This is a genomic window from Bifidobacterium sp. UTBIF-78 (assembly GCF_006408945.1).
Taxonomy (GTDB): Bacteria; Actinomycetota; Actinomycetes; order Actinomycetales; family Bifidobacteriaceae; genus Bifidobacterium; species Bifidobacterium myosotis.
In genome coordinates this window covers 27972-40435 of sequence record NZ_JFAO01000030.1, presented here as the reverse complement: position 1 = coordinate 40435, position 12464 = coordinate 27972, and the positions used below count along the sequence as shown (strand labels likewise).

Here is a 12464-nt window from a genome sequence, read left to right as displayed (position 1 = left end):
TGAAAGATAAGGTAGGAAACCATGAGCAAGATCGCAATCGCACCCAGCATTCTGTCCGCCGATTTCTGCAACCTCGAGCGAGACCTCAAGGCCATCGCCAACGCGGACCTCGTCCATGTGGACGTGATGGACCATCATTTCGTTCCGAACCTCACGCTGGGCGAGCCGATCGTCAAGCGCATCTGCGAGGTCACCGACCTGCCGGTGGACGTGCACCTCATGATCGAGGACCCGGACCGTTGGGCCCCGGAGTACGCCAAGCTCGGCGCCGCCTCCGTGTCCTTCCACATGGGCGCCACGCACGCCCCCGTGCGTCTGGCCCGCCAGCTGCGCGACATGGGTTGCAAGGCCTGCTTCGCCGTCCGCCCGGCCGAACCGGTCGAACCGATCTTCGACATCCTCGATGAGTTCGACATGATCCTCATCATGACCGTTGAGCCCGGCTTCGGTGGCCAGAAGTTCCTCGACAACCAGATGGCCAAGGTGCGTCGCCTGCGCGACGAGATCACCCGCCGCGGCCTCAAGACCCGCATCCAGGTGGATGGCGGCGTGAGCCCCAAGACCGCGCACATCGTGGCCGAGGCCGGCGCCGACGTGCTGGTGGCCGGTTCCGCCGTGTACGGTGCCGAAAGCCCCGCCCAGGCCATCGATGATATCCGCACCAAGGCCGAGGCCGCCTACAAGGACTGATTGTCGACCGGCGCGGCGGCATCCATGCATCCGCGCCCGACGCAATCGACGCAACCGTATCAATAAAGGAAACACAACATTATGAAGACGTTTGAATCCCTGTTCGCCGAGCTGAGCGAGAAGGCCGAGACCCGCCCCGAGGGCTCCCTGACCGTCGAGGAGCTGGACAAGGGCACCCACTTCATCGGCAAGAAGATCATCGAGGAGGCCGGCGAGACCTGGATGGCCGCCGAGTACGAAGGCGCCGACCGCACCGCCGAGGAGATGAGCCAGCTCATCTACCACGTTCAGGTGATGATGATCAAGCACGGTCTGACCCTCGAGGACGTCTACAAGCATCTGTGACGGCGGGCCGGAATCTGACCGGCCACAATCCGATTGGCCATTCCGGCCGATGCTTGTGCGTGGTCCTGTGCACCGCGCGCCGTGCCACGCACAAGGCATTGGCCGGGCCACAGTCGAGAGCAACGTCTTCAATGCCGCAACCGATTGATTGCGTCGTGGAAATCTGAGTCGTAGGAAGCTGTACACACAGTAACTCCCATCAGGGAGAGGAGCATTTATGCTGAGAATCGCCGTTCCGAACAAGGGCATGCTGTCCGAGCCCGCTTGGAACATGCTGGCCGAGGCGGGATACCGTCTGCGCACCAATCCGCGCCAGCTCGTCGTCCAGGACCCGGACAACGACATCGAACTGTTCTATCTGCGCCCGCTGGACATCGCCGTGTACGTGGGACGTGGCGCCATCGACGTCGGCATCACCGGCGAGGACCTGCTCAAGAACTCCGGCACCGAAGCCATCGAGCATCTTCCGCTCGGCTTCGGAGCCTCCACCTTCCGCTTCGCCGCGCCGAACGAGTCGCCGATCTCCAAGCTTGAGGACATCCAGGGCAAGCGCGTGGCCACCACCTTCGACAAGCTCGTGCAGGACTATCTGACCGATCACGGCATCACGGCCGAGACCATCCACTTGGACGGCGCCGTGGAATCCTCCGTGCAACTCGGCGTGGCCGACCTCATCGCCGACGTGGTCTCCACCGGCACCACACTGCGCAACGCCGGCCTGCGCATCTTCGCCGAGCCGCTCATGCACTCCGAAGCCTGCCTCATCCGCTCCCCGCGCCTTGATACCGACGACCCGCGTCTGGCGGTGCTGTCCCGCCGCCTTCAGGGCGTGCTCACCGCACACCAGTACGTGCTCATGGACTACGACATCCCGATCAGCAAGGTGGCCGCCGCCGTGGCCGTGACCCCCGGTTTCGAGAGCCCGACCATCTCCCCGCTGCACGACAAGCAGTGGAACGCCGTACGCGTCATGGTGCCCAAGGCCAAGGTGAACCAGCTGATGGACGACCTGTACGAGGTCGGCGCACGTGGCATCATCGTGACCGCATTGCAGGCGTCGCGCATCTGATCATTCGATTGTTTTAGGTGGACATGACCAGCCAGAAAGCCAACACCAGCAGATACAGCCCGGAGGCGCGGGACATCTACTTCACCGTGCCCAACATCATCAGTGCGTTGCGCATCATCTCCATCCCGTTCATCACCGTTCTGGTGTCACGGCACGAGATGATCGCCGCACTGGCGCTGATCGCCGTATCCTCAGCTTCCGATGGTCTTGACGGCATCATTGCTCGCCGCTTCAATCAGGTGAGCAAGATCGGGCAGATCCTCGATCCCATCGCCGATCGACTGCTCATCTTCTGCTCCATTCTGGCGTTGGGCATAGCCGGCATCATCCCTTGGTGGATGCTGATCATCGTCGGTCTGCGCGACCTGTGGATGGCCATCCAGGTCATCTGGCTCGCGCAGTACGACTACGGTCCATTGCCGGTGCATTTCGTGGGCAAGGCGGGCACCGCGCTGCTCATGATGTCCATCGTCGGACTGATCTTCGCCGATCTGGGCACCTCCACGTTCTTCCATCTGTTCTATCTCGCGGCCCTTGCCGCGGGCATTTGGGGACTGGCCATGTACTGGCTCGCCGGATACATCTACACCAGGCAGGGCGTGACGTTACTGCGCAAGGAGCTGGGGGAGCGGTATGGCTCCTGACCTCACGGCACCGGTCTCGTTCCCCGTGCCTAAGGAGAACGAGCCGGTCCGACGCCGTGCGATCTTCTCGGCATCCGTACGCGGCATCGATTCCCATCACGCGTTGTCGCCCGACGACGCGGGCGCCATCCGCACCCGACGCCGTCGCAAAACCAACGACGATTCGCTGCGGCTCATCGACGATCTGGTCAACCGGCCGATGGACCCGATGTTCTCCGACTCCCGACTGGTCCACGAGCACCGTTCCGCGCTGTCCGTCTGGGCGACGCGCATCATCGTCTTCCTCATCTGCGTGGGCGTCGGCTTTGCGGGGAGCCTGTTCGTCCAGCAGCTTCAATCCGACCCGCGCAAACAGGTGCGGCAGACCCTCGCCGGCCAGATCGAGGACCGCAACAGCCAGATTGACAGCCTCACCAAAGACGTGAACTCGCTGCGCACTCAGGTGGACGAACAGTCCAAGAAGATTTCGGGCACCGTCAAAAGCGAGGCCCTGCTGCAGGACGAGATGCTCAACGGCACGGTCGCCGTCGAAGGGCAGGGCATCACCATGACCTTGGCCGACCCGATCGCCGCAAGTCAGTCGGATCAGACCTCGTCCTCCCGCGTCGGCACCTCCAGCAACATCCGTGTGGTCACCGACCTCGATCTGCAGCAGCTCGTTTCGCTGATGTTCCAGAACGGCGCCGAGGCCATCGCGATCAATGGCAACCGGATCGGCGCGCAGACTTCCATCCGCAAGGCCGGCGGACACATCCTCATCGGCATGACCGCAATCCAAAGCTCATACACCATCGAAGCGATCGGCAACAAAAACGATCTGGCGGACGCCATGGGGGAGAAGAAACTCGCAAGCCTCTACGATTCCTTCAAACAAGCCGGCATTTACCCCCAAGTGAGCAAGAGCAATTCGATTAGACTTGAGGCAGCGGTGGCTGGGGACGTCCAGTACGCGGAGAGGAACGAATAATGGCAGCGGTACTCGGGCTCATCATCGGCGTGGTCGTCGGTGTGTTCGTCAAGCCGGACATTCCGGTCATCGTGCAGCCGTACCTGCCCATCATGGTGGTGGCCGCGCTTGACGCGCTGCTCGGCGCCGCCCGCGCCTACTTTGAGCGCAGCTTCTCCGACCGCGTGTTCGTCATCTCCTTCTTCGCCAACGTGATCACGGCCACCCTGCTGGTGTTCCTCGGCAACCAGCTCGGCGTCGGCTCGCAGCTGCAGACCGCCGTCATCGTGGTGCTCGGCATCCGCATCTTCTCGAACGTGTCCGCCATCAGGCGATTCATCTTCCGAGGCTGAGCCATGGCCCGACGCGCGAAATCGAACAACATGCTGGAGAAACTGCGGGACCAGCATGCCCAGGACACCGTCAACGACCGCATGGAGACCGGCTCGTTCCCCACCGTGCGCAAGAAGCCGCGGCGCAACGACAACCGGGGCGGATTGAGGTCGCGCCTGCTCTCGTCGGTGCTCGTCACCCTCATGTGCGCGCTGCTCGGATTCGCCTACATGACCCAAATCAACAATTCGAAGTCCACGTACGAGACGCTGGACGAAACCGAACTGGTCCGTCTGCTCAACGAATCGAACACGCAGATCACCAACCTCGAGCAGCGCAAGAGCCAGCTCACCGAGCAGCTCAACTCGCTCAAGTCGGCCGCCGACGAACAGGAGCAGGCGCGCAAGATTGCCAAGCAGAACGAGGATACATCCGGTTTGATTTCAGGCCGTCTGCCCGCCAAGGGGTCCGGCATCACCGTGCGTGTAAGCCGCGGATCGACCAAGGTCGATGCCTCCATCATGTTCAACCTCATCGAGGAGCTGCGCAACGCCGGAGCCGAGGTCATCGCCATTAACGACGTGCGCGTCGTGGCATCCACCTACATCCAGGACGCGGACGAGGGACTCATCGCGGACGGCACCACCATCAAGCCCACCTACGTGGTCAAGGCGATTGGCAACCCGCAGGAACTGTCCAACGCCGTGGACATCGCCGGCGGTGTGGGAGCACAGCTTCAGGTGAAGTATGGGGCCAGCGTGGACGTGCAGTCCTCGGACAACATCGTCATCGACGAGGTCCACGTCGCCACGCCGAACACCTATGCGAAAACCGCGGAATGACGGTGATGGCGCCGAGCGGCGCGTGTGCCGTGTGCCGCGTGAGGAATCGCCGTACGAGCGCGTGCCCCGCCGGGCAGCGTCGTCCGGCGCGTAATCCGACTGCGTGAGCAATCGACAAAGATGGCTATTTCGCGGCTTTTCCGCACGTCGATGAACGAAACCGCAATCGTCCTTGTACTATAGGAAGTTATGACTGATCCGATTCCTACCGCAGGCGAAACCACCATCATCGGTTTGCCTGCCATCAATGTTTTGCCCATCACCTCCACCGGAGACCGTCCACTGACCCAAGACGATCTGGATACGATCACGCGCCTGTCCGACGGCACCGCGCTGCTGATCTCCACTAGGGGCGCGGTATCCGGCTCCCGCTATCTCCTGGACGAGGATGAGATCACCGTGGGACGCGATCCCCGCGCGGACATCCTGCTGGACGATTCCACGGTATCCCGCCAGCACGCCGTGTTCCGCCGCGCCAACGGCACATTCACCGTCATCGATGCGGGCAGCCTCAACGGCACCTACGTGAACCGGCAGCGCGTCGATCAGGCGGTGCTGAAGAACGGCGACGAGATCATGATCGGCAAGTTCCGGCTCATGTTCTTCACCAAGTCCGCAGTCATCTCCCAATAACCGATACCAACCAGCTGACGGGTACACTGGGGGAGGGCACCGCCCAGCGGAAACCGCGGGAGAGCGCCGGCGCCCGGTAAGGGGGCATGATGGAACAGACCGGGTTGCATCTGCATACGCCGCTCGCCGAGCGGACGAACCTCAACGATCATGCGGTGCAGGGGGAGCTGTTCTCCAGCACCGATTCCGAGGAGCCCAAACGCGGATACCGCGGTACCGTCGCCTCGAAAGTCGCCGGCATCACCTATCGGCAGCTGGATTACTGGGCGCGCAAGCAGATCGTGGAGCCGTCGATCACCCCCTCGCACGGCTCCGGTTCGCGCCGGTTGTACTCCTTCAAGGACGTGGTGATTCTCGCCGTCTCCAAGAAGCTGCTCGACGCAGGTGTGAACCTGCAGAACGTCACTGCGGCCATCGGCTTCCTGACCCAGCGAAGCACCGGCCAACTGGCTAATGTGACCATCATGTGCGACGGTCAGGAAGTACACGAATGCACCACCAGCGAGCAGATGTTGGATCTGCTCAACAGCGGCAAGGCGGTGTTCGCCGTGTCGGTCGGTTCGCTCTGGCATCAGATCGAGACGGCGCTCGAGCACGAGGATTACGTGGATCTCGAGTCCAACCCGGTGACCATCACCACCAATCGTCCCATCGACGAGCTCACGGCCATGCGCATGCGCAAGAAGCTTGAGGCGCAGCGGCGGCAGCGGGAACGCGAGAGTGCGCTGCACTGAGCGCTGAGCTAGGTCCGTGTGGCGTGCGTTGGCATGAATGCCATAGCTGAATGCCGATCATCGTGTTCCGCATTCCGGTGCCCTGCCGGTATTTTGACGTGTTGCGGTCTGTCTCAATCGCCGATATCTCTTGCTGGATGCACTGGGAATTCTAGCGATAAGAGCACTGAGGAACGGTTCTTGGTTTTGCTCTCAGGCTTCCCGTATAGGAATGGCTCCTGCACGATTTCGAGTTTTCGGAGGTTTCGCTTATGACGGTCATGGTCGAACTGCTGCCCGTGGCGTTGTGGATCATCGCCGTAGTGATGGCGGCGAACATCATCTGCATCACCGTGCTGCGCGGGCGATTGTTCATTCCACGCTCACGTCGCGGGCCGGTCAATCCGGTGAGTTGGACGATGGTGATGGCTCATGTGGCGTCATTCGTGATGGCGATTGTGCCGTTCCCCGTATACGCGCTGATGGCGTATACGATGGATGCCAACGTGCGGGCGTTCTATGAACGATATGCGCTGTTCGGCGCGATAGTCGTCATCGTGCTGGTGATGTCGGAAATCGCGGCGATGTACGTACAGGCGCGTCATGCGATGGAAACGGAGATGGATCGCCGGCTGGGCAAGGCCGTGCGCCCTCGGCGGAGCGGTGGTGAGCGCAAGCAATAGTGACTGGAAAACCGGCGATAGCACTCGGCAATACGCGACGATGCGGTGGGTGGCGTAGTACAACTCGAAACGACTGCACGCCTCACTGGGCTACAGGACACCACAGGACATGGAAAACGAGTATTATCGACAGCAGGCGGCACCAGCCGTCTCACAGTAGAGACGGAACAAAAATCAGGCCACTTCACAAGGGCATCCACGGAATCTGAGTCTATGCCTTCATGGTATTGCACGCATCGTCCCCTCTGTCCATCCTCGTGGCACTATCATTTGCACCAAGGCAGTGTCTCAAGTGGTGCGATTCGACGCGCCCTTCGAGTGCGTTCTTGCCCGATAATGGAGTTGGAACAAGCGGCTTAAGGGGGAGTGACGCATGGGATTGCAGCAGGGGAATGGGGTGTCCGGGAACGCCGTCCCAGGGAACACGTTAGGGAACACAGGCTCCGGGAACACGGGTTTAGGAAGCATAGGCTCAGGAGGCACCGCCACGGGGAGTCGCGCAGCCTCAGGAAATCGGTCGATGATGCCTTCACAAGCTAACCTGCCGCCCCATCGATATCCATCTTCACGCCGTGTATGCGGGGCGGCTGGAATCGTTGCCATCGTTTGCATTTCTGTTGGGGGAGTCATCGCCACCCTCGGTACGTGGTATTACGGCAAAGCGTCATCCGATATGTCGGCTGCCGTGGATGGAACCTACGACGGCGTTCCGGCTGAAACACTCAGCGTACTGTTGTTCAGTCCGTTTGTGGGCTTGATCATGGCATTGGTATCGCTTCTGGGAATCGTGCTGTTGACGGCCGGCTGCGTCATTCTCGTTGCACACCTTATCCGTTGGCATGTGCCGGATGCGCAGCATCGGTGGTTGTTCCCGGTCGTACTGGCAATCGCTTGCGTCTTTGCGGCATTCCTATGGCTTGCCGCCATGTTCCTGCCTTTCCCGCAGAATGATGTTGCGCCATCCGTCTGCCGTTACGTCGCGGTCGCCGCGTTGGCCACGGGGTTGATTGTTGCAATCGGCTGGCTGATACGGATTCTTCGTGTCCGATAGCGATCTCGAATCCCGGCTATGCGCGTCGCGCGTTCGCGCGGGAAACATGTGCCAAGCGTGTGCCAAATCGAGCTGTAAATAACCGAAAATGGCAGGATTTCGTTGATGTCCGATAATCCGTGGAAGCGACACAGCCTTTGGAATCATTGGGGTCTAATACTTCCAAAACAATGCTTGGATTATTATCCGATAATGTACGTTATGTCAGATTGAATGCATGGAATCACAGATAGGGTGCGATGCGTGGAATCCCCCGTGAACGCATGACACGCCATCGTGAACGCGAAAATGCTCTAGAAAGGCTTTCGATTGGGATGAAGCCCCTTCCAACCGAACAAGCGCAGGAAACGTCCCATCAAGGCCCTTGCACGCTTCCAGCAATACCGCAACGGCCACAGCGCCATCCATGCATGCCAGTAGAGGCGATAACCGCGGGACGACGCACAATCGATATGCCGCGAGCCACGATAGAACTCCTCGAGGCGGCCAAGGACCTGACCGTCGCGCACGTGTTCGGTGAACAGTCGGTTGTCGCCGCGAATCGCATACCAGCCGTCGTACACACCCACGACGCGATGCAGCACGTATTTGCGGTTGCCCAATCCGTCGGTCACGCGGTACAACGCCACATCGCCGACCGCGAGTCGTTCCCCGTGCGGCACCGGCCGGACTATAATCGTATCGCGCCGGTTGCGCAGCATCGGCCACATACTGATACCCACCGTGGTGCTGACGAACAGCCGCTCGTCACGCAGCACCTGTTCCAGGCGCTCATATGAATCGGACACAGCCAAACCGGATACGGTGGGAGCGGACGACCTAGACCGGGATGAAGGCCTAGACCGGAAACGGTCCGTCTCACTCATCCAAGAATCCGTTGTCGCGCATCTTCCCGATGAACGTCTCAACGTCCGAGGTGGCGGTGGCGCGGTCCACGTCGAACTCGGCGATGACCTTGTCAACAATCTGATCGACGGTCAACCCGTCGTTCAGCCCGGACCAAATGACCTTGCCTGTGTCGTTTACGCGGATCATACCCTGGAACGTCCGGGATACCTCACCCGTGGCGATGATCACCGTCTGCCCGGCCACATCGCGCATCACGAACCCATGCTTGACCTTCATATCGGCTCCCCTCCTTGGACTGCTTAAAACTCTTCGGGACTCCTTGGGATTATCCTCCTACACATCTTCCCACACGAATTGTATCCGCATTGCAATCTCACAGGATGCCCGAATAACAAAGTCCCCCGAATCCATGAGGACCCAGAGGACTTCCTTGATGACGTTATGAATTATTCCGATGGAACGGAATAATTCAGCGGGCGTTCTTGCGCATCACGAACAGCGCACCGCCGGCGACAGCCAGCAGCACGACGGCCACGGCGTACGGCATCACGCTCACACCGGTCTTAGCGACCTCGTTGGAAGCAGCGCCTTTAGAGGCTACGGCGGACTCGACGACGTTGCAGGTGGCCGGGAAGCTGACCGTTGTCTCGCCGACCTCGCGAGCGGAACCACCCTGAGCGTCCTTGGAGGCCAGCACCTCAATGGTGGTGTCCGTGCAGTTCAGCGTGGAGAGCTTGAAGGTGGCTGTACGAGCGGAGCTCACCTGCCACCAGCCGTAGGTCTTCTCGGCGGCCAGAGTGACATTGCTGATGTTGGCGTCGTTGACCTGGGCACCAACGTACTGGTAGCCGGCGTTGTAGGTGGCCTCATCGAGGGTCACGGTGACGGTAGCGGTGCCATCGGCGTTGGCAGAGGCGCTGATCGAAGCCGAGTACGGGGTGGGGTCGGCCATGGCCGACGGGGTGAACGCGAACACCGAGAACAGCAGTGCGGCAATCACCGCAAACATAGCGGAAATCTTCTTCATCTTTATCCATCCTCCTCCCACATGCGTTTTCATTCGCGCATTGACAGTTTCAGTTCGGAAGTTCAAACCTGAGAATCCCAGCACATCTACCGAATATGCGGAAATCCCCTTCCGACTGCCTACACTTTAGCATCAAGGGAGGGACCGATATCACCGCATTAGGTTAACAGAGCGGTAACATTATAGCCGGGATGCGTCCCCGGCTCGCCGAACCACGTAGTCTGGATGTATCCGAGGCGGATCGCCGGCGAGCGAAGCAGTAGACGGGAACCGGCCCTCAGCCCAATGCGCTCTAAGGAAACCAGACAAGGGGACGTACGTTGGCCAGAGTCCAAAAGCAGGAATCACACGAATCTGAATCGCATAGTCCGGATATTGATTCCCCGGGGCACCAGCTCCCCCAAACACGCGACACGCCTAAGGGCGACCAGGACGCCACGATCGACATCAACGAGATCGATCACGATGTCCCACTCATCGAGGTGCAGGGCGCGCGCCACCGCACGCACACGAATCGAAGGATGAGCAAGGAGCACATCGAGCGCATCAAGCGGCGCCATCGCCGCGAGCGGCTCCTCGTCAGGCTGGATCTGGCGCTGTTCGCGGTCGTGTGCCTCGGCGGCGCCGTAATCCTGATCGGGCTGCAGGCTCTGCAGTAGGCGCCAGCCGCACGACGGTCGCCGCCTACCATGTCTATCGCGCCAGCGGCGTCTGGCGCACGACGGTCCGTCCGTTCATCGATTCCGGCGCGGTGTAAACCGTGGCCTTGATCTCGTAGCTCTCCCCCGGCGCCAGCGAGACCTGCTTGGCCACGACCGTCAGCCCGTCGTGGATGGCGTAGTCGTCGCCTTTGTTGCCGTTCGGTCCGGCCGCGTATTCGGGCACGGATCCGCCGGCAGGAACGTAGAGGTAGTTGACGAACTGGATGTTGCCCTTGACGGCCCCGTTCTCCAGAGTGCCGATGATGTAGTCGGGCAGCCCCTCCACGTCGCCGGCGGAGAGGGTGTTCCTCATGCGGATAGTAATCTCGTGGCGCTCGCGCCCGTTCGGGTAGGTCTGGACGAGCTTGTCCTCGACGGAGCGGTCAAGGTACCAATCCATCTTCGAGGCCATCGCGTCGTTGTAGTACACGCCGATCACCTGCCGCGGCGCCTTGGCGCCCATGTACCCGCCGGATTCCTTGGTGACGAGGGTACCTCCGACCAACGTGCCATCAAGCAGCTTCTGCTCATCCTCGCGAGCGCTCCAGACGTACAGGTGCCCGTCCTCGGCCGAGGAAATCACCTGCCTGACCAGTTCGGAGGGATTCGCCGAGGACGAGTGCAGGATCCTGTCGAAGGACGCCTTGGCCGCGAGCCCGAAGAATTTGTCCTGATCGGCGTTGTTCGGAAGATCGAAGTAGACCTTGTTGAGCAGGGACTGCGCCGTGTTGGAGCCGTCGAGCGTCATGGACACACCGTTGCCGCCGTCAACCGTGACCGGCCCGACCACGGAAAGCACGCGCTGCAGAAACACGGGGTCCATGCTGATCACGCCGTCAATGGTACCGCCTCGTTTGGCCTCCCACATGGCCTTGGCGATTTGCCCGGTGCGCGAGAAGTCGGGGGTGAAGTTCACGTCCTGCATGAACTCGCCGAGTCTGTCACCGAAGATGTCACGCTCATCCGACTGGAGGGGTACGACCGGCTGGTCGAAGCTGCCGAACTCGGAGGTGGAGACGAAGTCGTGCATCTCCACTTTGCCACCCTTCACGCTTACCAGTCCGAAGGCGCCGGCGATGCCTCCGGTGGTGCGGACCTCGGCGTTGTTCTGCGCGAGCACGAGATAGGTACGCGTGGCGTTCGGATCGTCCAGTCCGAGCATGCTCGGCAGCAGCTGCGCGCCGCGCGAGAGTGTATCGCTGGTCTCGGCGAGGGTGACGAACTTCTCCTGCGCGGGCTTGAGCTGGCGTTGCAAAGCGCCGAGCGTCACGCCGTCGATGGATTGGAGCTTGGCGTTCGCGTCGGCGATGATCCCGTTTGCCTTGGCGAGTTTGGGCGCCGCCTGACGGATGCCGGGAACTGACACCGATCCGTCGGCAATCGTAATGCGCGACACATCCACGTCGGAGACGGCGTCGACGATCAGCGGCAGTGCGTCGTCGGCGACCTGATGCAGCGCGTCGACCGAGGTACGTATAGCTTCGACGTCGCCACCGTATCCCGGCAACTTGCCGGCCATCGCCCAAATCGGGTTGCTGGTATGAATGTAGGCGGCGTCAGCGTGCTTGCGCAGCTCATCCGAAGTGGTTTTGAGCTTGCCGCTCGCATCATCGGCCGTGATATCGGCACCCTGCAGCGACGTAACCGTGGCGGCCGCGGCCTTGACCTCGTGGGCGACGAATGCCGCGGAAATCGCAAAATATGCGCTGATCACGATGATCGCGGACAGCACGACTGCGATGATGACCAGCAGCGTGTCCCGTATCACCCGTCTGACGCGGCGCCTGAGGTATCTTTTGACCTCAAGACCGCTGTGATCGTCGTTCCTGATGACGGTCGGTCCATGTCCCGATTCGTTGCGCAATTCCTCGATAGCCACGTAGCCATGCTACCGCATACAGGGCAATCGCGAGGTAACCGCGCGAATCCGGCACGATG

16 protein-coding genes are annotated in these 12464 nt (G+C 61.1%); 12 read left to right on the top strand and 4 right to left on the bottom strand.

From position 1 onward, the window contains the following. Window positions 1-21: 21 nt before the first annotated feature. The 11 genes from rpe (at window position 22) to BG22_RS07405 (ending at window position 7949) form a co-directional block, all read left to right on the top strand. Window positions 22-690 carry a ribulose-phosphate 3-epimerase gene (gene rpe / locus BG22_RS07455; RefSeq protein WP_094668429.1) on the top strand — a complete coding sequence of 223 codons (669 nt, stop codon included), beginning with the start codon at window positions 22-24 and terminating at the stop codon, window positions 688-690. 81 nt (window positions 691-771) lie between these two features. Continuing rightward, complete coding sequence (locus tag BG22_RS07450; protein WP_094668428.1) at window positions 772-1035, top strand: phosphoribosyl-ATP diphosphatase; 264 nt, start codon at window positions 772-774, stop codon at window positions 1033-1035. 217 nt (window positions 1036-1252) lie between these two features. Next, window positions 1253-2104, top strand: a complete 852-nt coding sequence (hisG, locus tag BG22_RS07445; protein ID WP_140494539.1) for an ATP phosphoribosyltransferase — start codon at window positions 1253-1255, stop codon at window positions 2102-2104. A gap of 23 nt (window positions 2105-2127) precedes the next feature. Then, complete coding sequence (locus BG22_RS07440) at window positions 2128-2748, top strand: CDP-alcohol phosphatidyltransferase family protein (protein ID WP_140494537.1); 621 nt, start codon at window positions 2128-2130, stop codon at window positions 2746-2748. Continuing rightward, complete coding sequence (locus tag BG22_RS07435; RefSeq protein ID WP_140494535.1) at window positions 2738-3715, top strand: DUF881 domain-containing protein; 978 nt, start codon at window positions 2738-2740, stop codon at window positions 3713-3715. Before BG22_RS07440 ends, BG22_RS07435 begins: the two co-directional genes overlap by 11 nt. After that, window positions 3715-4047, top strand: a complete 333-nt coding sequence (locus BG22_RS07430) for a small basic family protein (RefSeq protein WP_094668425.1) — start codon at window positions 3715-3717, stop codon at window positions 4045-4047. Before BG22_RS07435 ends, BG22_RS07430 begins: the two co-directional genes overlap by 1 nt. A gap of 3 nt (window positions 4048-4050) precedes the next feature. After that, window positions 4051-4869, top strand: coding sequence for a DUF881 domain-containing protein (locus tag BG22_RS07425; RefSeq protein ID WP_094668424.1), 819 nt, complete (start codon window positions 4051-4053; stop codon window positions 4867-4869). A gap of 189 nt (window positions 4870-5058) precedes the next feature. Further along, a complete protein-coding gene (locus tag BG22_RS07420; protein ID WP_140494533.1) occupies window positions 5059-5502 on the top strand; it encodes an FHA domain-containing protein in 444 nt (147 codons plus the stop codon). An 89-nt stretch (window positions 5503-5591) separates the two neighbouring features. Beyond that, complete coding sequence (locus BG22_RS07415; RefSeq protein ID WP_140494566.1) at window positions 5592-6236, top strand: MerR family transcriptional regulator; 645 nt, start codon at window positions 5592-5594, stop codon at window positions 6234-6236. A 251-nt stretch (window positions 6237-6487) separates the two neighbouring features. Next, window positions 6488-6898, top strand: a complete 411-nt coding sequence (locus BG22_RS07410) for a hypothetical protein (protein ID WP_140494531.1) — start codon at window positions 6488-6490, stop codon at window positions 6896-6898. 520 nt (window positions 6899-7418) lie between these two features. Then, window positions 7419-7949 (top strand): hypothetical protein, encoded by a 531-nt coding sequence (locus tag BG22_RS07405; protein ID WP_140494529.1) that lies wholly within the window; start codon window positions 7419-7421, stop codon window positions 7947-7949. A gap of 293 nt (window positions 7950-8242) precedes the next feature. On the opposite strand, the gene BG22_RS07400 is transcribed toward BG22_RS07405, so the two are convergent. The 3 genes from BG22_RS07400 to BG22_RS07390 all read right to left on the bottom strand — a co-directional run bounded on the left by BG22_RS07400 (window position 8243) and on the right by BG22_RS07390 (window position 9825). Continuing rightward, entirely contained in the window at window positions 8243-8737 is a 495-nt protein-coding gene (locus tag BG22_RS07400; protein ID WP_181163446.1) for a S26 family signal peptidase, read from the bottom strand. A 70-nt stretch (window positions 8738-8807) separates the two neighbouring features. After that, complete coding sequence (locus tag BG22_RS07395; RefSeq protein ID WP_140494527.1) at window positions 8808-9074, bottom strand: PqqD family protein; 267 nt, start codon at window positions 9072-9074, stop codon at window positions 8808-8810. Window positions 9075-9267: 193 nt separating this feature from the next. Next, on the bottom strand, window positions 9268-9825 hold the full coding sequence (locus BG22_RS07390) for a hypothetical protein (protein ID WP_140494525.1): 558 nt from the start codon (window positions 9823-9825) through the stop codon (window positions 9268-9270). Between the two features lie 320 nt (window positions 9826-10145). On the opposite strand from BG22_RS07390, the gene BG22_RS07385 reads away from it, so the two are divergent. Continuing rightward, on the top strand, window positions 10146-10484 hold the full coding sequence (locus BG22_RS07385; RefSeq protein WP_140494523.1) for a hypothetical protein: 339 nt from the start codon (window positions 10146-10148) through the stop codon (window positions 10482-10484). A gap of 34 nt (window positions 10485-10518) precedes the next feature. Here the strand turns inward: BG22_RS07385 and BG22_RS07380 are convergent, their stop codons facing one another. Continuing rightward, a complete protein-coding gene (locus tag BG22_RS07380) occupies window positions 10519-12405 on the bottom strand; it encodes a DUF4012 domain-containing protein (RefSeq protein WP_140494521.1) in 1887 nt (628 codons plus the stop codon). Window positions 12406-12464 lie beyond the last annotated feature (59 nt).